Annotated in this window: 19 protein-coding genes; 4 read left to right on the forward strand and 15 right to left on the reverse strand. The window is 71.4% G+C overall.

The annotated features are described in order from the left end of the window. Positions 1–63 precede the first annotated feature (63 nt). Together DSY14_RS02490 and DSY14_RS02495 are read right to left on the reverse strand one after the other, a co-directional pair. Positions 64–783, reverse strand: a complete 720-nt coding sequence (locus DSY14_RS02490) for a 7-carboxy-7-deazaguanine synthase QueE (protein WP_211714768.1) — start codon at positions 781–783, stop codon at positions 64–66. Further along, complete coding sequence (locus tag DSY14_RS02495; protein ID WP_211714769.1) at positions 780–1,193, reverse strand: 6-carboxytetrahydropterin synthase; 414 nt, start codon at positions 1,191–1,193, stop codon at positions 780–782. Before DSY14_RS02495 ends, DSY14_RS02490 begins: the two co-directional genes overlap by 4 nt. Positions 1,194–1,452: 259 nt before the next feature. On the opposite strand from DSY14_RS02495, the gene DSY14_RS02500 reads away from it, so the two are divergent. Then, entirely contained in the window at positions 1,453–2,709 is a 1,257-nt protein-coding gene (locus DSY14_RS02500) for a helix-turn-helix transcriptional regulator (protein WP_211714770.1), read from the forward strand. Positions 2,710–3,011: 302 nt separating this feature from the next. Here the strand turns inward: DSY14_RS02500 and DSY14_RS02505 are convergent, their stop codons facing one another. The 9 genes from DSY14_RS02505 to DSY14_RS02545 all read right to left on the reverse strand — a co-directional run bounded on the left by DSY14_RS02505 (position 3,012) and on the right by DSY14_RS02545 (position 12,144). Then, positions 3,012–3,779 (reverse strand): ABC transporter permease, encoded by a 768-nt coding sequence (locus DSY14_RS02505; RefSeq protein WP_211714771.1) that lies wholly within the window; start codon positions 3,777–3,779, stop codon positions 3,012–3,014. Continuing rightward, entirely contained in the window at positions 3,776–4,687 is a 912-nt protein-coding gene (locus tag DSY14_RS02510) for an ABC transporter ATP-binding protein (protein WP_211714772.1), read from the reverse strand. The genes DSY14_RS02505 and DSY14_RS02510 overlap by 4 nt, the downstream gene beginning before the upstream one ends. After that, the gene (locus DSY14_RS02515; protein WP_211714773.1) at positions 4,684–5,136 is read right to left on the reverse strand and encodes a type II toxin-antitoxin system RatA family toxin; all 453 of its coding nucleotides are present in this window, start codon (positions 5,134–5,136) and stop codon (positions 4,684–4,686) included. Before DSY14_RS02515 ends, DSY14_RS02510 begins: the two co-directional genes overlap by 4 nt. Positions 5,137–5,242: 106 nt before the next feature. Next, complete coding sequence (locus DSY14_RS02520; RefSeq protein WP_211714774.1) at positions 5,243–5,704, reverse strand: hypothetical protein; 462 nt, start codon at positions 5,702–5,704, stop codon at positions 5,243–5,245. A gap of 205 nt (positions 5,705–5,909) precedes the next feature. Next, the gene (locus tag DSY14_RS02525) at positions 5,910–7,139 is read right to left on the reverse strand and encodes an aspartate aminotransferase family protein (protein WP_211714775.1); all 1,230 of its coding nucleotides are present in this window, start codon (positions 7,137–7,139) and stop codon (positions 5,910–5,912) included. Position 7,140: 1 nt separating this feature from the next. Next, a complete protein-coding gene (locus tag DSY14_RS02530; RefSeq protein WP_211714776.1) occupies positions 7,141–8,370 on the reverse strand; it encodes an acyl-CoA dehydrogenase family protein in 1,230 nt (409 codons plus the stop codon). Further along, positions 8,367–9,380, reverse strand: coding sequence for an SDR family oxidoreductase (locus DSY14_RS02535; RefSeq protein ID WP_211714777.1), 1,014 nt, complete (start codon positions 9,378–9,380; stop codon positions 8,367–8,369). The genes DSY14_RS02530 and DSY14_RS02535 overlap by 4 nt, the downstream gene beginning before the upstream one ends. 9 nt (positions 9,381–9,389) lie before the next feature. Beyond that, positions 9,390–10,403: a hypothetical protein gene (locus tag DSY14_RS02540; RefSeq protein WP_211714778.1), complete on the reverse strand. Its 1,014-nt coding sequence runs from the start codon at positions 10,401–10,403 to the stop codon at positions 9,390–9,392. 478 nt (positions 10,404–10,881) lie between these two features. Next, a complete protein-coding gene (locus tag DSY14_RS02545; protein WP_211714779.1) occupies positions 10,882–12,144 on the reverse strand; it encodes a helix-turn-helix transcriptional regulator in 1,263 nt (420 codons plus the stop codon). Between the two features lie 1,021 nt (positions 12,145–13,165). Between DSY14_RS02545 and DSY14_RS02550 the strand changes: the two genes are divergently transcribed. The 3 genes from DSY14_RS02550 to DSY14_RS02560 all read left to right on the forward strand — a co-directional run bounded on the left by DSY14_RS02550 (position 13,166) and on the right by DSY14_RS02560 (position 17,260). After that, a complete protein-coding gene (locus tag DSY14_RS02550) occupies positions 13,166–14,998 on the forward strand; it encodes a PQQ-binding-like beta-propeller repeat protein (protein WP_211714780.1) in 1,833 nt (610 codons plus the stop codon). Between the two features lie 140 nt (positions 14,999–15,138). Continuing rightward, entirely contained in the window at positions 15,139–16,041 is a 903-nt protein-coding gene (locus DSY14_RS02555; RefSeq protein WP_211714781.1) for an SDR family oxidoreductase, read from the forward strand. Between the two features lie 340 nt (positions 16,042–16,381). Then, positions 16,382–17,260 carry a helix-turn-helix transcriptional regulator gene (locus tag DSY14_RS02560; RefSeq protein WP_211714782.1) on the forward strand — a complete coding sequence of 293 codons (879 nt, stop codon included), beginning with the start codon at positions 16,382–16,384 and terminating at the stop codon, positions 17,258–17,260. A gap of 148 nt (positions 17,261–17,408) precedes the next feature. Here the strand turns inward: DSY14_RS02560 and DSY14_RS02565 are convergent, their stop codons facing one another. The 4 genes from DSY14_RS02565 to DSY14_RS02580 form a co-directional block, all read right to left on the reverse strand. Then, positions 17,409–18,680, reverse strand: a complete 1,272-nt coding sequence (locus DSY14_RS02565) for a hypothetical protein (protein WP_211714783.1) — start codon at positions 18,678–18,680, stop codon at positions 17,409–17,411. 166 nt (positions 18,681–18,846) lie between these two features. After that, positions 18,847–19,419 carry a pyridoxamine 5'-phosphate oxidase family protein gene (locus DSY14_RS02570; protein ID WP_211714784.1) on the reverse strand — a complete coding sequence of 191 codons (573 nt, stop codon included), beginning with the start codon at positions 19,417–19,419 and terminating at the stop codon, positions 18,847–18,849. Between the two features lie 290 nt (positions 19,420–19,709). Then, the gene (locus DSY14_RS02575) at positions 19,710–20,207 is read right to left on the reverse strand and encodes a nitroreductase/quinone reductase family protein (RefSeq protein WP_211714785.1); all 498 of its coding nucleotides are present in this window, start codon (positions 20,205–20,207) and stop codon (positions 19,710–19,712) included. A 102-nt stretch (positions 20,208–20,309) separates the two neighbouring features. Further along, a complete protein-coding gene (locus DSY14_RS02580; RefSeq protein ID WP_211714786.1) occupies positions 20,310–20,570 on the reverse strand; it encodes a hypothetical protein in 261 nt (86 codons plus the stop codon). Positions 20,571–20,616 lie beyond the last annotated feature (46 nt).

The raw sequence follows: 20,616 nt of genomic DNA on the forward strand, positions 1-20,616 counted from the left end.
GGCTGAGGGCGTGCGTCATCGGGGCCTCGCTTCCAGGGGTCCGGGCAGAAGGGGTCGGCGGGGTCAGCGTCCGCGGGGCTGGGCGAACGCCATCACGTGCAGACGCTGGGCCAGGTGCCATCTGCGGGCCGCGACGGAGTCGGCGAGCACACGGGTGGTCGCGATCAGCTCCTCCGGTGTGGCGCCCTCGGGCATCACCCAGATCGGGGCCAGACCGTGCCGTGCGGTGAGGACGTCGATCTCGTCCAGGTCCGCCTCGGTACGGGCGACGAACTTGAACACCGCTCTGCCACTGGCCGCGAAGGCTCTCAGCGTCTCGGGGACGATCCGCCTGTGCTCGGCGACACCGGAGTTGGCGAGCTTGGGGCTGACGTTGAACCGCACGCCGTCGACCAGCAACTCCGGGTCGGGGGTGAGGGTGCCGTTCGTCTCGAACTCCACCCGTTGGCCACCGGCCGTCAGGGCGCGCACCAGCGGGACCAGGGAGCGCTGCTGGATCAGCGGCTCGCCACCGGTGATGACGACCAGCTCCACCCGGGAACTTCGCGCCCAGGCCACCAGGTCCCGCACCGACCGCCGCGAGGACTCCGCGCGCAGATCGAACCGGGAGGTGTCCCAGGTGTAGGGGGTGTCGCACCAGGTGCAGTCGAGGTTGCACCTCGACAGTCGGATGAACAGGGCCGGGACACCGCAGCTCGGGCCCTCCCCCTGGAACGTGGGCCGCTCGACCCCGAAACGCTCGGCGATGAGCAGTCGTGGCTCGTCCCCCTCCACGGCGCTCATGGGCGCTCCACGTCGAAGCGCGCCCAGCTGCGCGTGGTCTCCCGGACGCGCACGGCGATCAGGCGGCCGGGCAGGTCCGGTTCGACGTGCTGGATGAACCACCCGGCCAGGAACCCGGCCAGGTTCTCCGAGGTCGGTTCGAAGGACAGGATCTCGTGCAGGTCGTGGTGGTCGAGCTCGGTGTCCACGAACGCCTTGAAGGGCGCGAGGTCGCCGAAGTCGGTGACGAACCCGGGCCCGCTCAGGGTCGGGGCGGTGAGGATGACCTCGACCTGGTAGCTGTGCCCGTGCCGGCGCGAGCACTTGTGGCCGGGGGCCAGGCCCCCCAGGCGGTGCCCGGCCTCGAAGTCGAAGGTCTTGCCGATGGTGTGGGTCCCCGCGGGGGGCGGGACGAGGGTCTCGTCGGGCATGGGCCGTCCTTGTTCTCTCATGGGGCCACCACCCTCGGCCGGAGCCGACAGGGGTCGTGGTCCGCGGGCACGGTCGTGCGCTGACGTCGGAGTGGAAACGGCGGTGTCCCCTCCGAGCCCGGAGGTACGGGGCGAGAAGGATCCCTATTCATCAATTCGAGTACATCCCCATGACCGTTCCACGACAATGGCAAGAGTCGATCCAACACCGATTCCACAACGGAGGCGCCCCTTCATGTCCGATCGGTTGCGGGAGGAAATGCGACAGGAACGCCGCGCCTCCGGACTGGTCTGGGCGAGATTCGCGCGCGCGGCGGGATTCAGCGCGACCTATCTGCGCAATATCGAGAACGGCAACCGGGCGTTGACCCCCGAAGTGGCCGAGGCCTATGACGGGGTGCTGAGCACGGGCGGCCGCTTCACCCGGGCCCTGCGCGACCCCGCCGCCGGCACCCGCGCGCTGTCCTGGGACCGGCCGGAGAGCATGGCGATGCTCACCGGCCTGATGAAGCGGGGGCACGTGGACCGGCGCGAACTCCTCACGGTGACCGCGGCCCTGTCGGCCTCGGCGAGCAGCTGGGCCCGGGCCCTGGAGTCGGTCCCCCACCGGCCGCTCGACCTTCCCGGCGGCGCGGACCTGCTGGCGCACATCGGCGACCGACTCGATCACCTGCGCCACCTGGACGACGAACTCGGAGGCGGCGACGTCCTGCCGTTGGCCCGCGGCGAGCTGGCGCTCATCATCAGGTTGATCGGCTCGGACCGGTACCAGGGCACCACTGTGCCCCGCCTCCACGCGATGGCCTCCGAGGCCGCCCGACAGGTGGGATGGGCCGCCTTCGACCAGGGGAAACCGGGGTTGGCGGCCCGGTACTTCGACGGCGCGCTGCGCGCCTCCGCCGAGGCCGGCGACCCCGTGGGCGGCGCGTACGCCGCGTCGTTCGCCGCGATCCAGTGCTACTCCACGGGACCGCCCGAGCGGGCGGTGCACCTCCTGGACCTCGCACGCGAGCAGGTGCGCTGGAGGGCCACCCCGCGTATGCACGCCATGCTCGCGGCCCGCACCGCCCGTGCGCTCTCCACGACCGGCGCGAGGAAGGAGTGCGCGCACCAGCTCCACCTGGCGCGCACGGCGCTGGACAAGGGGCCGCGCGAGGACGATCCCGAGGTCTTGTACTGGGTGGACCACGGCGAGATCGAGATGATCGCGGGGTCGACCGCCCTGTCCCTGGGGGACCCTGCCGAGGCGCTGCGCCGCTTCGAGGCCGCCAGGGCGGCGGACTACCCCGGCGACACGGCGTTTCCCCGGAGCCACGCGATCTATCTGGCCCGGGCCTCGGAGGCGCATCTGGCACTGCGGGACCTGGACGCCGCCGTCGCCACGGCACGCCACGCGGCCCGGTGTCTGGGCTCGGTGGACTCGGCGCGATCGGCCTCCGAGCTCGCCGGGCTGCGCGCGAGGCTGCGGGCCCACACCGCGCACACGGCCGTGCGCGAGTTCCTGCAGACCGAATAGCCCCCTTCACCCGCCGTTCGAGCACGGGAGGGGCGCGAGCCGGGGGGTCGAGCGCCGGGGGGCACCGGACCCTTCGGCGCCCGACCGCGATCGGGTCCCGGGGTCTCCGAGCTGTTCCGCTCAGCGCGTCTCGACCTCACCCGCGCCGCCGGGAACACCCGGCGGGGCGCCCCGGCGCGTTCCTCTCCCGATGACGCGACGCCGATATTCCGGCACTCCTCTCCTTCACCGAGCCGAAGTACGAGACGGAAAGGGACCGATCCCCACGCAGAATCCCACCGGCCCGAAAAAACGGCGAGCATTCACCACCGAAACCCTCGGTCCACCTTTTTGGAGACACGCCACAAGGCGATCGCGCAGAAAACGAGAGAGAAGGCGAAGAGGCACGCCACCGACAGCAGGACCTGACGTAACCCGCCACCACCGACGATCACCTCTCGCAACCCCGAAACGGCCCAGTGGACGGGGGTGACGGTGGCCAGAGCCCGCACCCAGGAGGGCATGAGTTCGATCGGGACCAGAGCGCCCCCGAGCACGGTCCACACGAGCGTGATGACTCTGTCGTAGGCGAACGCCTGACTCCGGGAGCGGGCGAGGGTGCACAGGGCCAGGGAGAAGGAGACGACGCACACCGCGACCCCGACGAGCAGGACGATCAGAGCGACCATGCTCCCCCTCACGTTCAGGCCGAGCAGCAGCCCTCCCACCAGGAAGAGCACCGAGGACTGACCGAGGACGAGCATGCCGCCCAGAAGGATCTTTCCCCCGAGGAGGTCGCCGGCCGACGCACCGGACACCTGCACTCGGTTCCAGGTGTGCAACTCGAACTCACGGAAGATGGACTCCTTGATCACTCCGCCCATGAAGAAGGCGAACATCAGCGCCATTCCGGGCACCGAGAAGTCCGCGCCGCTCGCACCCTCGTGGCCGAGCCGGGAGGCGACACCGGCGTACAGCGGCGCGGTGAAGGACATCAGGAGGCAGGGCGTCAGCAGCAGGGTGACGAAGGGGACCGGATCGCGGCGCAACCAGATCAGGTCATGGTGCAGGACGGCCACGACAGGGGTCACGGGCACGACCCCGCCCTCAGGATGTTGAAGTAGGCCGACTCCAGATCGGCCTTGGCGATATCCACGGAGCGCAACCGATCGCGCTCGGCACCGACCCACTCGACGGCCTTGATGATGTCGATCGCCGGATCCGCGGTGGGGAGCCGAAGGAGGTCCTCGTCCACCCTCGCCCCCGGCCAGTGCGTGGTCGGCGGAGGTCCATGGAACCGGAGCACGAGTTCACTTCTGGCGTGCCGGGAGACCAGGTCGCTCACCGGACCCTCGGCCAGACACCTACCCCCTCCGAGCACGACGACACGAGCGTCCAGGTCCTCGATCTCCCCGAGGTAGTGGGAGGTGTAGAGAACGGTCGCACCGTCCCGGGCGATGGCGGCCACGAGCCGCAGCAGGTCGCGCCGCGTCTCGGGGTCGGCACCCACCGTGGGTTCGTCGAGGAGGATCAACTCCGGACGATGCACCAGGGCGCATGCGGCGTGCACCCTGCGTCGTTGTCCGCCCGACAGGTCCCGAACCGGCGTGCGGCTCGACCGCGTGAGGTCGAGGGCCTCCATGACGGCGTCGACCGACGCGCGCAGCCCACCGCGACGCACCCCGCCGAGCGTTCCGAAGTACCGCAGATTCTCCTCGACGGTGTGCGTCGGATAGACGGCGGTGTCCTGGGCCGCCCAGCCGATCCGGCCCCGCACGGCCTTCGGGTGTGCTCGCACGTCGACGCCCAAGACCCGCACGTCTCCCTCATCGTGGGAGGTGATCCCCGCGATGATGGAGAGGAGCGTGGTCTTCCCGGCGCCGTTGGCACCGAGCACGGCCAGGATCTCGCCGCGCCCGGCGACGAGGTCGACGCCGCTCAGCACCCGCCGCTCTCCGTAGCGCTTGCCGAGCCCCTCCACCCGCAGGCTCGGTGTCATCCGTCGACCCGCCGCCCCAGCGACAGCAGCATGTCCGAGGAGTTGCGTTCGATCGCCCGCGCGGCCACGGGCTCCAGCATGGGTTTGAGCATGGCCACGCCGATCTCGAACTCCACTTCGAGCGTGGCCTCGGTCACGTCGTCGTCGACCGGCGTCACCTGCCAGAACCCCTGGAACACCTCCAGGTCGCCGGACTGCTGGGTGTAGTCGATGCGCCGGCGCTCCGGGTCGCGGATCTCCTTCTCCGTCCACTTGAGGATGGACCCCTTGATCTGCACCTCCCACTCGGTCACGACCTCGACGTCGCCACTCTCCCGAGTGGACTCGGAGAGCACGTTGGTGGTGATGACCGACTCCATGAACCTCGGATACGACGCGACGTCGCACACGAGGCTCCAGACGTGGTCCACCGGCGCCTGCAAACGCTCGGTCACCGTGACGACAGGCATGGATATCTCCCTTTCATGGAGGGCGGCTCACTTTCCCGGACCGCGGATCGGGCCACGAGACCGGCGGGTTCCCCGGGCGTCTTCGCACGTCGATCGGCCCGGACCACTACAGGGGCTTGGTCCAATCGCTCGGCAGCAGGGGAGGAAGACCGAGAGCGTCGACCGTCTCCGTCCACCCCCGCACCAGCCGGAGCCCGCCGAACATGCCCTCAGGGGACCGAAGCTCGGGGAGGTCCTCGTCGAGGCCGAGCCCCCTGTGCACCACGTGCGCCCACGCCTCGAGTCGGGTCAGCCACGACTCGGCCCCCGAGGGGTCCCGCGCCAGGGCGCCGGCCTCGTGAACGAGTGCGAGGCCTTGATCGCGGAGCGCCTCGGGCGCGTGCGTGATCTGGTCGAAGGCGCCGCCGTTCTCGTGCCAGTACGGTTCTCCCCCGTACTCGAGACCGCTCACCTGAAGACTCGCCAGAACCAGCTGGCGCGTCTGCGCGGCCACCATGCGCCACTGACCGGCGCGTACTCCCCCGGCGATGTCCTCCCATGCTCCCTGAACGATCACCAGTGTGATCACGGCACCATGACCGGTGCGGCACACGTGGGACCGCAACCCCTGCGTGCTTCGAACGCCCACACAACACCTCTTCGTTAGAGTCGGCCCGGTCGGGACGGTCGGGTGAGGACGAGCGCCGACCCGGCTCGGGAAAGGGACGGTTCTCCTCGGTTCCGGGGCGTCCTCGGACGCCTCACCGCGACGGCGACACCCACGGAGTGAGGGATCAGGCCGACTCTCTCTCCACCCTGACCGCCGCACTGTGCAGCGCGTTGCTCAAGAACCCCCTTTCCTCGGCGTCGATGAAGGCGGAGGGCGTGCACCGCAGCACGGTCGGCGTGGTGAGACACATCGTCAGCAGCACGCCTCCGGCCAGGGACTCCCGCATCATCTCGGCGGCGACCTCCGGCTTTCGACAGTGCAGGCCCAACATCAGGCCGCGCCCCGTCACCGACGAGAACAGTCCGGGCCGATGGGCCACGAGTCCGGTCAGGATCGCGCGCAGCGCCGCACCGGCACGGCGCACCCGCGCCGGGACGTCCAGGTCACCGATGACGTCCAGCGCACCGAGGATGGCGGCCGACGCGAGGGGGTTGCCGCCGAAGGTGGAGGTGTGCAGCAGCGGATCGACGTCGAACGGACGGAACGCGTCTTCGGTGGCGATCACGGCCGACGCCGGCATGACACCGCCTCCCAACGCTTTCCCGCTCAGCAGGATGTCGGGGCGCACGCCGAGATCCTCATGGGCCCAGAACGTGCCGCATCGCCCGAGCCCGGACTGGATCTCGTCGAAGACCAACAGGCTGCCGGTGCGCGTGCACGCCTCTCGAAGAACCGCCGCGTAGACGGGTGCGAGCGGGTACATGCCCCCCTCGCCCTGGACGGGTTCGGCGAACACGGCGGCCGGCCGATGGCGCTCGATCAACGCGGCGGCCGCGGCGGCGTCGTCGCGCGGAATCCGTACGACGTCCGGTAGCAGGGGACCGATCCCCCGACGGAACGCCTCCGCATCGGTGAGGCTCAGGGCGCCGGTGCTCTTGCCGTGAAAGGAGCCGGAGAGGTGGGCCAAGGGGGTCCGCCCCGTACGTGCCCTGGCCAGTTTGAGCGCGGCCTCCACCGCTTCGGACCCGGAGTTCAAAAGCAGCACCTTGGACAGGCCCGCCGGCGCCACCGCCGCCAGCGCCGCCGCGGCACGGGCGTTGACCTCCCCGGGGAGGGTCCTGCTCGCCCCGGCCAGGAGGTCCATCTGCCGGGCGACCGCGCCGACCGGCCCGGGGTGCCCGTGTCCGAGGAGGAAGACCCCGAAGGAACCGACGTCGAGATACCGGTGTCCACCACGGCTCGTGATCCACTGGCCCTTCCCCGCGACCTCCGGGTCCACCGCCCCCATGATGGTGTGCAGAAAGGATCGGCCTGAGGACTGGTGGGTGCGTATGAGTTCGAGGGGTTCGCGCATCTCAACCGCCTCCGACCGGCTTCTCGTCGAGCTCGAAACCGAACGGAAGCCCGAGGGCCCAACGCCCCAGGAGTTGTCGGGTGGCCCAGCGCGTCGGCGGGTGGTAGCGCGCCGCCTGTGCGTCCCGCAGGAGCCGCGCCACCTTCCCCGTGGCCGCATACGACCCGACCCCCACCAGTTCGGACGCCATCTGCACCGCGGTGGTCGCCAACCCGGCGGTCTGCTGTTTCAGGGCCAGCAGGGAAGGGATCAACGCTCGCGGATCGCCGTCCTTCTCGCCCAGTCGACGCGCCAGTCCCGCGCAGGCCCACTCCATCGGCATCACCAAGGACATCAGGTCGCCGAGGGCCGCTTGGAAGGAGGGCAGCTGCGCCCGCGACGCGCCCAGGTGCGTGATGCGCGAGGCGCGGAGAGCGGCCCGGGACTCCTCGATCGCCGCCGAGACGACACCCAGGTAGGAGGCGGTCGAGGCGACACAGAACCATCCGATCCCGGCCGCGAACACCTCGTCGCTCTGTGATCCCGGTTCCGTGCGATGGAAGACCAGGTCATCGGGGAAAGCACAGCCGTCGAAGCGGAGGGTATCCGACTCCGTCGCCCGCATCCCCAGAGTGTTCCAGGTGCGTTCCGTCGTGATCCCGGGGCTCCGGGTGGCGAGCAGGGCGACCATCAGGGCGTCCGTCCCACCTCGCTCGTCCATCATCTGCAGGCAGACCAGGTCGCTGCGCTCGGCCAGGGAGCAGGGCGTCTTGAGGCCGTCGAGGATCCAGTTCGCACCGGATCGCCGGGCCACGCAGTTGGACCGGGTGAGCGCACCGGCCAGACCCGGCTCCGCGAACGCGTTGCTCACGATCCGTTGCTGGGCGGCGATGGCCTCCAACAACATCCACGACTCGTCGTGGTGGCGGTCCCGGTGCTCGACCACGACCCCGACCGAGAAGAGATGCATGGTGGTCGCGATCGCCAGTGCGGGATCCGCCTCCCCGATCCGCCGTTGCACGGCACAGCACTCGGCGATGGAGGCCCCTCGCCCCTCGAACTCCCGTGGGACGGGCAGTCCGAAGTACCGGGCTTCACGCAGGATGTCGATACTGCGATCCGCCAGCCGCCCGGTCCGGTCGTTCTCCTCGGCGTAGGTGGCGATCTCCGCCACGTCGTCCGGGGACAGGAGGTGCGAGGTGTCCGGCCAGGCGGATGTACGCGCGGATTCGTAGGTGTACGCGTCCGTCATACCTGCTCCTTGATCGTCCAGGGCCGTGGGCTTCGCATCGCCAGGCCGGGCAGCCGCTCGGCCCAGCCCCGAACGATGGCGGGCAACGCGGCATCGATGGGTTCGACGTACCGGTTCACGCCGATCGGAGCGCCCCGGGAGAGGTAGGGAATGAACTCACCGAGCAGATCGATCGTGCGCAGTTGGCGATCGGAGAGGTGGGGCCGGGCGAAGGGGAGGTAGAAGCGGTGCCACTGGTCGGGTGTCACGAAGGTGGGCGTGTCCAGCTCCCCCGCGCCGCGCTCCCTTCTCCAGTCGTTCAGCGCGGAGAAGGCGAGGTCCCAGATCGTTTTCGCCGACGACGCGTGTTCGGCACGGCCGAGAACGACGGGAGATCCGACGGGCCCCCTCTCGGCGATCGACAGCACGCACGTCGCGACATCACAGGTGGTGACGGCTTCGACGCCGACGTCCGGATCGCCCACCAGGACGGGGAGGGCGCCGGTCACCGACGCCTGCAGGAGGGAGTAGAGCCCGGTCCGCCTTCTGACCACGCCGTCCGAACGGCGTCCGAGGATCAGGGGCGGGCGGACGATGCTCGCCGCGTAGCGTTCCCGGGCCTCGCGCTCCGCCGCGGCCTTCGACCATTCGTAGGTGTTGCGGTAGTCATCGAGCGACGCGGAGCGTGTGTCCCCCCGCAGACCGATCGAGAACGCCGTGGAGAGGTGGATGACATGGGTGGCCCGGCCGACCAGGGGCTCCAGGGCCGCCACGGGTGCCAGGTTGCCGCTGATCGCCTCGTCGCGAGGGAGGTTCCACCGCGGCCGAGCGGCGGCGTGCACGATGACGTGCCAGGCCCTGTCCAGCTCCGGGGGTGGAGGCTCCTGCCCCATCCGCCAGGCGATGCCGCCGTCGCCTCCCCGCGCCGAGCAGCCGACGACGTCCCACCCCGCCGCACGTGCCCGCCCGACCAGTTCCCAACCGACCACGCCGGTGGCACCGGTGACCAACATGGTGCGCTGCACACTCATTCGACGTCCTCATTCCGAAGAGCCTGACGGCCGTCCCACCTGCTGCACACCGAGCCAGAGCATGTCCTCGCAGAACAGCGCTTCGACATCGGGATCCCACTCCTCGGACAGGCGATAGGTCCACGTGCGGGGTTCGGCGACGCCGCTGCCCGCGGAGACCACCGCCGCCCGCAGGCCCCACCGCGACACCAGGTGTTGCTCGCCGAAGGACTCCCATGAGGTGCCGACGGCCGGTTGCAGGCTCCACCGCCAGGAGCCGGTGTCGACGTCGCCCAGGTAGGAGTGGAGCGTGTCGTCGACGCGCTCGATGTAGCGCGGCACTTCGCGGGCGGAGAGCGGCGGGCTCACCGCTCGCGCGTAGTCCGCGAGCGCCCGCGCGTCTCCCAGGCGCTCCAGCTTCTCCCCCAGCCATTTCCCCTTGAAGTAGGACTCCCCTCGGGAGGCGGCGTGGCGATCGAGCGCCGCCAGGAGGGCGTCGCCCGCTCGGACCCCCGCCACCAGCGGTTTGTGGGCGCGCAGGGCCTGGGCCGCCGCCCGCATGCGGTGGGCCTCCACCGCGTACCAATCGCTGATCCACGCGTCGGCCTCGGCCTCCAGGCACTGCTGCCAGGCGATCCAGTCGTCGGTACCGAAGAGGGGAAGGCCCAGGCCGTACCTGGTGATGGCATCGATCGCCTTGCGTTTGGCCCAGATGTCTCCCGGCCGCACCTCCCGTGGCGGCCAGGTGCTCGCACTCATCTCCCGGTGCCTGTCCATGAGCCGGTCGGCGCCACAGAGGACGCCGTCGATCCGCGCACCGTTCGGATAGGACATCAGCGGGAGCAGGCTGGCCACGTCCTCCTCCACGACGGTGTGGAGGTCCAGGTCGCTGGTGTCGTTGCCGAATCCGGCGATGACCGATCCCGCGGCGACGATGAGCAGTGGCCGCCCGAACGACTCGTCGACCTGGTCCAGGACCTGTTGCTCCGTGAGTCCGTGCCGTGCGATGTACTCCTGGTATCTACCGAGCCGGACATCGTCCATCAACGCGCCTTTTCTCCTTCGGTGGGCACATGAACCTGGCATGGGGGTGGGTCACGGCACGTCATCGCCGCACGTGACCGTGGTGCGTTCAGGCGTGATCGCGTCGTGTTCGATCGCGTCGTGGGGCCGCGCCGATCGACCCGCGGAGGGGATGCCGCGGATCACCGTCTGCGGCGGGGGTTCCTCGGGCGCGATCCTCGTGGTCTCGACGTCGACGCGGTTCGGGGTTGCACGTGTTCGTCCTCCATCACCGATGGACGACAAGTCTGCATTCGTGACGGCGCCGTTGGGGAGACGTTGTCCGTTGCCTCTGTGCGGGGAATGGGAGGCAACGGTCCGGGCCGCGCGGGTCCAAGACCGAGCGCCCCGTGCGAGGGCCCGAGGGTGTCTCCACCACGATCGCGACCACCGGTGATCCGGGCGGCGCCTCCCGCCCGGAACCGGGACACCCCGACCGGACCCACCGTGGCGCCCTCCGTCAGCCGTCGCGCCCGGCCCCCACCGCACCCGCCCGCTCGATCGCGAAGGCGCGGTGCACGGGGTCGAACGCGAAGCGGCCGTCGCGGTACCGGAGCAGGTGCAGGTCGGCCAGTTCGGCCAACAACTCCTCGGCCGCGGACGGTCCGGTGTCCAGCAGACGCGCGGCGTCGCGGACGGTGTACCAGCCCTCGGTACGGGTGCCCAGCAACCGGAAGGCCCAGGTGGCCTCCCCGCTCAACCCCTCGTACGACCCCTGCAGCAGGGACCGTAGGGAGGTGGAGTCGTCGCCGACCATGGAGAACAGCCGCAGCATCGCGGCGCTCTCCCACCGGTGGAGGCCGTCGTAGAACTCCGGGTTCATGTTCCGCCGGGAGGCGATACGCAGGAGCAGGGGCACGTGCCCGCACGCGTCGAGGAACTCGGGCCTGCGGGCCAGGCGGCTCTCGGGGTCGACGGTGACCAGCAGTTCCCGGCTCTCCTCCGGGGCCATGGGCGGGACCTGGAGACGCAACGCGCCGTCCCTGGCGAGCAGGCCCGGCATACGGCTGCGGCTGGTGACCACGGTCATGCAACCGGGGCTGGCGGGCAACAGGGGACGCACCTGCTCAGGGCGGGTGGTGTTGTCCAGGACGATCAGCATGCGTTTGCCGGTGAGCAGACTGCGAAAGCGCACGCCCAGTTGCTGTGCGTCCCTGCCTCGCAGGGCGACACTCGTCTCGCCGAGGTCGTGGAGAAAACGGCGCAGCACCTGTTCCGCGGTGAGCGGTGCACCACCCTGCCGGAACCCGTTCAGGTCCGCGAAGAGCGTGCCATCGCCGAACCGCTCCGCCGCGACATGTCCCCAGTGCAGGACCGTCTCGGTCTTGCCGATTCCGGCGGGCCCGTCGACCAGGACGAGTGGAGAGCCTCGGTGTCGGCCCTCGGACGATGCGGGACACATCCTGTCGAGTCGCCGCAGCAGATCGACCCGACCGACGAAATCGGTGACGGAACGCGGGAGTTGCCGCACCGTCGGGGTCGGGACCACCGACGCCACACGACGCGGAACACTCCGGGCGATACGGATGAGACGGCCCTCGCCCCCGAGCGCGCCGTCACAGTGCCGCGCCAGATCCGAGGTCGGCTGCTTCTTTCCGTTCTCCACCCGGCTGAGGTGGCTCTTGCTGTAGTTGACCAGGCGGGAGAGCTCCCCGAGGGAGAGTCCCTGGCTGTTCCTCAACGTCCTCAACGCGGAACCGAACTCCACTGGCTCGACGTTCACCGGCGACCCCGTCCGCTCCGGGCCGACGCTCCGACGTCGACGCGGCCGAGGGCAAGGCCGCGGGTGCGGCGGAACCCGTCCACGCTCCGGTCGCGGGACCGCACCCGTGTGTCACCCGTTCCTACGCCGCCTCGCGGTACGGCGCCCGAACAACCGTACTCCCCGTGCCACCATGTCATCGGCCGTCCTCTCTCCGTGGAAAAGGTTGCGCTGCGAAACACGGATCAGCGTCTTGATGGTGTGGCGATCACGGCTGTTCCCAAGAGCGAGGAGCGGAAGAGGAGAGGACGGCCGTCGCGCCGACCGCGTACCGGCCGGGACCGGGTCGGATCGCCGGAACGGAGCGTGGGACGGGCGCGGGGCGACCGGGGCGAGGAGGGGCGAGCCCTCGCAGCGGCGGGGCCGAGGTCCGAGCGGTACGGGTGTCGATCGGCGATCAGGGGGACCCGGGTGGCCCGTCCGCCTCCAGAGCGTCCGATCGCCTCACGCCCGTTCGGTTCGTTGCGGGCGGTGCCCCCGGTTCGCGGCACCGGTGGCGCGTCGTCGACCACGCGGACCGGCGGCGTCGGCGCCCGGGAACAGTGCGTCACCGACCGTGCGGTGATCGCCCGCCCGCCCGCCTCTGGGCACGTCGATGGTCGAGGACGGGGTGAGCGGGGCCCACGCGGCATCGGTGAGTTCATGACGGCCAGGCACGTCGACCAGGATGCCAGGTCAGGCCCGGTCGCACTCCCACTTCCCGGGAACAGGTCCCGGATCGTCGGGGGGACACGTGTCCGGGTCGGTGATCGTCGGCGCACCGGGGTCGGGTGCGAGGGTCCTCGCTCCTGCGTCGGCACCGGAACGCGGCGCTCGGTGTGGACCTCCACCGGCACGCGCGGGTCCGGCCCTCCCGTCGACCGGGACGGTCGCGGGCCCGCCCGGAATCCGATGCGGGGCGATCGCGCGTCGTGACGTATAAGGGGAGGGTTCGCTGTCCTTTCGGCAGCACCGCCGCGACCGGAACGGGAACCCCCACGCCTTGTCCCTCACCCCAACGCCACGCGCCGACCCGGACGACTCCGACGAGGAGGCACCCGCCGACCTGGACGACTCCGCCGAGGTCCCCGGTGGGCGACGGGACTGGTGGGGCGCCTTCGCCTCCGGCCTGTTCCACACCGGGTTCCTGGCCGCGCTCGCGGTGAGCGCGTGGGAGGGCTTCGCCCTGTTCTGGGTGGTCCTGGTGGTCTACGTCGTCCTCTTGGCCGTGCTCCTCACCTCCGGGTCCGACGACACCGCCCGGCGGAGGCACGCGAAGTACGCGGGGGCCGGGCTGACGGTGACCCTGGTGATCATCCTCATCGTCCCCCTCGACGTGGCCCTGCGCCTCGCCGGGCGGGAGGGTCTTCAGGCCTCGCTCATGTCGGTGTTCTGGGTGGGGGGATCGCTCGGGCTGGCCTCCGGGGCCTGGATCATGGGTTTTCGCCAACCGACCGGTTCCGGGCCCGCACGCTCTCTGCCGGTCCTCGGCCGGACGGCCGGCGCCGCGACGCTGATTCCGGCGGTGCTCGTCGCGATGGCGCTCCCGATCGACGACACCTTCGCGCAACGGACGACGGCCGACCCGGGTCCGGCCTCCGCTCCCCCGGCGGACCCCCGGGAGGAGATCTGGGAGTGGGCGCCCGACCGACGGGCGGTGCGGGAGGTCTTCACGGGCTCCCACGGACCGGTCGTGGTCGTCGCCGACGGCCTGGTCGGTCTCGACGGCACCGACGGCCGGGAACTGTGGTCCGTGCGGTTCCCCGGACAGGAGACCGGGCGCAGCGGCACCTTCGACGAAGGACGGTCGGTCTACCACATCCGCAGCTCCTCCCATGGTGAGCAACGGTTGTGGGTGCTGGACGCGTCCACCGGAGAGTCGAGGGTCGACGACGCCCCCTACGCAGCCCAGGACATCACCATCGAGGGCGGGACCGAGCGGTTCCTCCTCACCTCCGAGCGGCCCGACGACCTGTTGCTGAGCACCCTGTCCCCCTACGCCGACCTCGCACCGGGCGAGCCGACCCGGGTCGCGGTGACCGACACCCGTACCGGTGAGGAACTATGGGCGCGGGAGGCGGAGGAGATCGACGGCACCCTGTGCCACTACGGCGAGGACCCCGTGTTCCGCGACGACCTCCTGTTCGTGGCGCGCATGTGCGCCGCACCGGGGGTCTTCGACAGGGAGGGGCCGCAGGGTCGCGTCCAGGTCGGGTTCGCGGCGCTGGACCCGCTCTCCGGGGAGACACGTCAGGAGGTCCTGTGGGATCACGAGGAACGTGACGCCTCCCTCCTGATCCGGTCGTTCCGTGTCGGTGGGACGCGCACGGTCGACGAGGACACCCTGCTGGTCATGGAGGACGACCGCGACTTCCTGCATCTGGCGGACGTCGACGCGGGCCGGGGTCGGTCCGCGCACGGTGACTTCCCCGAGACCACCGAGAACGCCCTGGCCGACGTGGACCGCGAGGAGCTGGTGTACGAGGGTCGTCGTCCCCTCGGTATCAGCGGAGAGCCGGGGTCCGACGTAGTCCTCACCCGGATCCCCCTGGACGGGGAGCCCTCGGTGGCCACCACCCTGCCGGCTCCGGCGGCCCACCAGGAGGCCGAGACGGAGGGGCACCACCACGCCCTGCTGTCCGGGCGGACGGGGCTGGTGCTGTGGGCACCGCCCCAGGGCCGCGAGGGCCCGTGGGAGCTGCACTCCGTGTCCTTGACCGATACCGAGCCGCGGCCGACGCGGCTGCTCGGCGGCACCGGCATCGTCCAGGGCACCGTCATGGCCCCCGGAGCGGTCGCCCTGGCCCTGTCCGACCGGGTCATCGGTATCGGCTGAGTCCCCGATCACCGCCGGGGCGCACGTCCGGGCCGGACCGAGCACCGAGGGCACGGATCGACCGCGAGGCCGACGGGGACCGGGCATCCCCCGATCACCGGAGCCTTCATCCGATCGGCCGGGCGGACCACGCTCGAGTCATGGACACCACAGATCTGCGCGGTAAGCGGGCCGTCGTCACGGGTGGCAGCGACGGGATCGGGCTCGGCCTGGCCCGTCGCCTGGCCCGGGCCGGCGCCGAGGTCATCATCCCGGTACGGAACCCGGACAAGGGGCGCGCCGCCCTGGAGAGGATCGGCGGCGACTCCTCCACACGCGCACTCGACCTGGCGTCCCTGGCATCGGTCGCCGCACTGGCCGACCGTCTGAACGACGAGGGCCGACCGATCGACATCCTCGTCAACAACGCAGCGGTCATGACACCACCGACCCGGCACACCACCGTCGACGGTTTCGAGCTGCAGTTCGGCACCAACCATCTGGGGCACTTCGCCCTGGTCGCCGGGGTCCTGCCGTTGCTCATCGCCGGGCGGGCCCGGGTCACCACCCAGTCCGCCCTGGCCGCCGCCATGGTGCGCTCGATGCACTGGTCGGATCTGCAGTGCGAACACGAGTACCGGCCCTGGCCCGCCTACGGCCGGTCGAAGCTGGCGACCCTGCTCTTCGGGCTGGAGCTGGACCGCCGCAGCCGCGCCGAGGGGTGGGGCATCACCAGCAACGTCGCCCACCCCGGGTTCACCCGGACCAACCTGCAGAGCGCGGGACCCACCATGGGCGGTGGCCGATCGGCGTCCGACGCGCTGTTCCGGTTCTTCGCACCGTTCGGCTGGCCCGTGCAGAGGGTGGAGGGCGGCCTGCTCCCCGCGCTCCACGCGGCGACCGCCCCCGACGCGGAGGGCGGTCGCTTCTATGGCCCCCGCGGCCTGGGGCACCTCACCGGCGCGGCCACCGAGGAGAGGATCTACCGCGCCGCCAGGGACCCTCGGGAGGCCGCCCGGCTGTGGGACGTCTCCTGCGACCTGGCCGGGGTGACGTTCGCCTGACGCCCGACGGGTGTGCGCCGGAGGTGCGGGGCGGGGCTTGCGGGCCACGCCCACGCGCCCGACCGATCGAGGCCGGTGGTGCGCGGGCCATCGCCCCCGGCCACGGTGGACGTGCGACGCGACGCCGTCGGTGAGGGACCCGCCGTCCGCGACGGGACCTCGGCATGCGCGGCGGCGCGCGGACCCGTGTGCGGTGTCGGCCGCGCGCCGCCGCGACGCCCCGGCGCTCCGGCCCGTGAGGGCGACGGCGCCTCCGGACACGCCCATCCGGACGGGGCAGGGCGATCGGGGGATCGCCCATCCCTGGCTCCACCCGCGGTACCGGGGGATCATCGACCGTATGGACCGAGCAGCACTGGCCGATTTCCTGCGCCGCCGACGTGAGGCACTACGACCGGAGGACGTCGCCCTTCCCGCGGGCGCGCGTCGACGGACACGGGGGCTGCGACGCGAGGAGGTCGCGGCCCTCGCCGTGATGTCGACCGACTACTACACACGGCTGGAACAGCGACGCGGTCCGCAACCCAGCGAGCACATCCTCTCCGCGCTCGGCCGGGCACTGCGGTTGACGGGCGACGAGCGCGACTACCTGTTCCGGATCGCCGGCCACAACGCACCGGTGTCGCCGCCGACCTCGCCGCACGTGGCGCCGGCGCTGATGCGGGTGCTGGATCGCCTCGACGACACTCCCGCGCTCATCCTCACCGACCTGGGCGAGACACTCGTGCAGAACGGGATGGCCACCGCCCTGTTCGGCGACGCGTCGCGGTACACGGGGCTCGCCCGCAGCACGATCTACCGCTGGTTCACCGACCCGGCCGAACGAGGGATCTATCCCGAGGCCGACCGGGACCGGCACAGCCGTGCGCAGGTGGCCGGTCTGCGCGCGGCCTATGGTCTGCGCGGCCCCCGGTCGCGGGCGGGCGAACTCGTGCGCACGCTCCGGAAGGCGAACGAGGAGTTCGCAGAACTGTGGGCCCGGCACGAGGTCGCGCAGCGGTTCGAGGACCACAAGACGCTCCTCCACCCGGAGGTCGGGGTGCTCGAACTGGACTGCCAGGCGCTGTTCACCGAGGACCGGTCCCAGACCCTGCTCGTGCTCACCGCTCCGCCCCGGACCGAGGACCACGAGAAGCTGCGGCTCCTCGCCGTGCTCGGCCCGGCCCGCTTCAGCACGGCGGGGCACGAGGCGGGCGACGGGAGCGGACCGACCCGTTGACCGGGTGTCCTCCCCCTGACGGGAGCCGGTGCCGCGCCCGCACCACGCCGGCCACCGAGCGTGGCCGCGGGCGGCGTGGCGGCTCCGGGGCGTTCCCCGCCCGGCCGGACGCCGCGCGCCCACCGGGACGCGCGCCCCGGGAACCGGATCAGGCGGGTCCGCCGGTGACCCCGGGCGGGACGAGGGGGCCCGTGGGAGGGTCGTGGGGGATCTCCTCGTCGAGCAGCCACACCCAGTCGGGCCGCCACTCGGGCGATCTACGGTCCATCTCCACCCGCAGGTCCCCGATGGACGGGGTGGAGGCGAACCCGATGCCCGACCACGCGGGGAAGTGGTCGTAGGCCCGGTCGACGACGACCTCCTCGGTGCCGGCGCGCAGCCGTAGGAAGAACCAGGCCCCGCGTTCGGGGTGACGCTCACTCCCGCGGAGCTCGAAGGCGTCCCTGTCCGAGTCCCCGTCCGCTCTGATCTGCCGGCCCTCGGAGTCCTCCAGGCTCGAACCGCTCACCCGTTCCCCGCACGTGATCGTGTGGGTGACGGCTCCCCCGTGCTCGGCGGCCAGGCCCCGCAGCCACTCCCCCCAGTCGCGCAGCAGGTCGTTCTCGGGGGCCTCCGGTCGGTCGAGTTCCACGGCGCCGCGGGCCGCCTCGTCGACCAGTGTCTCCCACTCGACGCCGCTGATCGCCCAGGGTCCGCGCCGTTCGACCGGACGTCCGGTCCCGGCCGGCACCTCCGGCGGGACCCGATGTCCGAGGGTGAGTCCGGCCCGTTCCAGGACCGCGAAGGCCGCGTCCGCGTCGAAGGGTCCGACCAGTCGCCGGGCCATCTCACGTACGTCCTCCACGCCGATCCGTCGCGTGATCGCGGCCTCGGCGACCGGACGCATCGCCTCGGCGAGCCGCACGTCCGCGGGGAGGTCGTCGGGATCGTCCATGTGGTCGGCCAGGGCCTGCCCCACGAAGTCGGCGAGCATCGACAGCGCGCCGTCCACGGAGGACAGCGAGGAGCACGCGATCCCCAGACCGTCGTTCTCGACCCACGCGGGGTAGTCCACCCGCCGCCAGGCACCGTCCCACCAGTAGGCGAAGCCGATCTCACCCCTCTTCTCGGCCCGGTCCACCCACGCCCACGGGAGCCAGTCGGGGGCCTGCCCGAAGTGGTCGAAGGGACGTTGGTGGGGCATGTGGGTGTCGCCGATACGGTCCCAGCCGACCAGCAGATACCGCCCGCCCTCGACCCTGGTCAACCGCCACCAGTCGCCACCGCCGTCGTCCAGGTACAGGCCGTCGTCCTCCAGCCGTCGGAGCTCGGGCCAGAAGTCACCGATCCCCGCCGACACGGCGCAGGACAGGGCGGCCATCGCCCAGATCACCGAGGGTTCGGGAAGGTCGTCGGGGCGGCCGGGCGAGTGAAAGGACACGGGTTCTCCTGGGGTCGGGGCGGGCCCCTTTCTATCGCCCCGTTCCGACATCCCGGGTGAGGGCGGGACGCGCGGGGGTCCGGACGGAGGGCGGACTACCCGGCCCGTCGGTCATCGGGCCCGCCCCGCGCCACCCGTCGCCGCCCACCGGTGCGCCCGGCCCCGGCTACACGGGCTCCGGACCGGGAGGGGACAGCGCGGGGGTGCCGTCGATGCCGGTGGCGTTGCGGGTGCGGTGGTACTCGTCGAAGTAGGCGGGGTCGTGGCGTTCGTGGTGCCGGTCGAGCAGGTCACGGTCGCCGGTCCACTCCATGAGGGGCACCGAGAACCCACAGGAGTCGGAGATGCGGTGCACGTCCACCACCACGAGGGAACGCTGCCCCAGGGTCCGCTCCTTGGGAAAACGCCGACGCAGGGGCGCGAATTCGGGATCGGTCGGGGTGAGGATCCGCCCGCGTCCGTGCAGACGCACGATGTTCGGTGGCCCGGTGAAGGCACAGAACATGAGGACGACGCGCCCGTTCTCCCGTACGTGGGCGATGGTCTCCGCGCCCGAACCGGTGTAGTCGAGATAGGCCACCCGGTGCTCGTCCAGGATGGCGAAGGTACCGCTCATGCCCTTGGGAGAGACGTTCACGTGCCCCTCGGCGTCCAATGGCGCGCTGCCGACGAAGAACACCGGCTGCTCCAGAAGGAAGCGCGCCATCCGCGGGGAGATGTGGTCGTGGATTTTTCCCATGGGGGGAGTCTGACGTCCGACGGGCGCCGCACACCAGTGACGGTCCGTGACGGACCTCCTGCGACACGGCTCGCTCTGCGGGGGGCCGGGGCGACCGACCAGGTGAGGGCTCCGGGTCCCGCGCGGGACCCGTACCGGTCCAGGACACCGGGAAGGCCGGAGACCGGAACCGGCCGTTCCCCGCCAGGGGTTCCTCGCCCCTGGGGCCGCCCGGTACACACCACGGTCTCACCCCGCCGAGGGCACGCGAGCGTGACGCCCTCACCCGGACCGACGACGCCGGGCCGCCCTCACCCTCCGCGCGCTCCGCCGAGATCGTCACCGGCCGGGGTGAGCCGGAAGACGGGGATGAGCCGGTCGGTCCGTCGCTCGTACAGCGCGAAGTTGGGCCAGACCCGGCACAGGGTCGCCCACGCCCGTTCCCTCTCCTCGGAGGACAGTTCCACGGCCACGACGGTCGTGGACCGCCCGGCCTCCGCGACCGAAGCGGTCGGGGCGGCCCGGAGGTTGTGGACCCACGCGGGCGTGGTGGGGGCGCCGAAGGCGGAGCCGGCCACCAGCCGGTCCGCGCCCTCGGGTGCGCACAACAGGGGGGTGGCGCGCGGTGCGCCGCTGACCCGCCCCCGCACGGTGAGCAGGAGGTGGGGCAGGCCGGCGATGTCGAGCAGTCCGATCCGGCCTCGGCTGAGGCGTTGCAGCCTCGTGTCCAGCCAGGTGATCTGGGGCAGCAGTCGTGGCATCCACGGCAGTGCGCCGATCCGGACGGCGAGCGGGGTCAGTACACCCATGACCGCATCCTACGGACGGTGGGACGGCTCGGTGGGAGGTCACGGACCATCGGCGGGCGTGGCCCGATCCGCGGTGTCGTGGACGTCGTGGGAGATGTCCTCCTAGGTGAAGGGCGCCCGCCAGGCGGGGTCACCGGTCGACCACCCCGTCATGGCGGTGACGACCTCCGCCCGGACGGAGGCGAACGTGCGGTGGTGCGCGGTGGGGCCACCGTCGCGGTACTCCCGTTGGTAGAACCGGTCGGGGCGGTGGAGGTACACCTGCACGTCATGGTCCCCGTCGCCTTCGATGATGAGGACGTCGTTGCCCGCGCCCAGGTTCCCGACCATGGTGTCCACGTCCCGCGGGGACGGCTCGGACACCCTCCGCCCCTTGTTCGTCCCACGCCTTGATGGTTATGGCCCCAGT

The organism is Nocardiopsis sp. MG754419, from assembly GCF_018207095.1.
Lineage (GTDB): Bacteria > Actinomycetota > Actinomycetes > Streptosporangiales > Streptosporangiaceae > Nocardiopsis.

Bases quoted from the DNA above. Each gene is read 5' to 3' on its own strand.
- DSY14_RS02540 (WP_211714778.1), bottom strand. From the start codon at position 10,403: ATGGACGATGTCCGGCTCGGTAGATACCAGGAGTACATCGCACGGCAC.
- DSY14_RS02575 (WP_211714785.1), bottom strand. From the start codon at position 20,207: ATGGGTGTACTGACCCCGCTCGCCGTCCGGATCGGCGCACTGCCGTGG.
- DSY14_RS02570 (WP_211714784.1), bottom strand. From the start codon at position 19,419: ATGGGAAAAATCCACGACCACATCTCCCCGCGGATGGCGCGCTTCCTT.
- DSY14_RS02525 (WP_211714775.1), bottom strand. From the start codon at position 7,139: ATGCGCGAACCCCTCGAACTCATACGCACCCACCAGTCCTCAGGCCGA.
- DSY14_RS02500 (WP_211714770.1), top strand. From the start codon at position 1,453: ATGCGACAGGAACGCCGCGCCTCCGGACTGGTCTGGGCGAGATTCGCG.
- DSY14_RS02530 (WP_211714776.1), bottom strand. From the start codon at position 8,370: ATGACGGACGCGTACACCTACGAATCCGCGCGTACATCCGCCTGGCCG.
- DSY14_RS02535 (WP_211714777.1), bottom strand. From the start codon at position 9,380: ATGAGTGTGCAGCGCACCATGTTGGTCACCGGTGCCACCGGCGTGGTC.
- DSY14_RS02515 (WP_211714773.1), bottom strand. From the start codon at position 5,136: ATGCCTGTCGTCACGGTGACCGAGCGTTTGCAGGCGCCGGTGGACCAC.
- DSY14_RS02560 (WP_211714782.1), top strand. From the start codon at position 16,382: ATGGACCGAGCAGCACTGGCCGATTTCCTGCGCCGCCGACGTGAGGCA.
- DSY14_RS02555 (WP_211714781.1), top strand. From the start codon at position 15,139: ATGGACACCACAGATCTGCGCGGTAAGCGGGCCGTCGTCACGGGTGGC.
- DSY14_RS02490 (WP_211714768.1), bottom strand. From the start codon at position 783: ATGAGCGCCGTGGAGGGGGACGAGCCACGACTGCTCATCGCCGAGCGT.
- DSY14_RS02510 (WP_211714772.1), bottom strand. From the start codon at position 4,687: ATGACACCGAGCCTGCGGGTGGAGGGGCTCGGCAAGCGCTACGGAGAG.
- DSY14_RS02495 (WP_211714769.1), bottom strand. From the start codon at position 1,193: ATGCCCGACGAGACCCTCGTCCCGCCCCCCGCGGGGACCCACACCATC.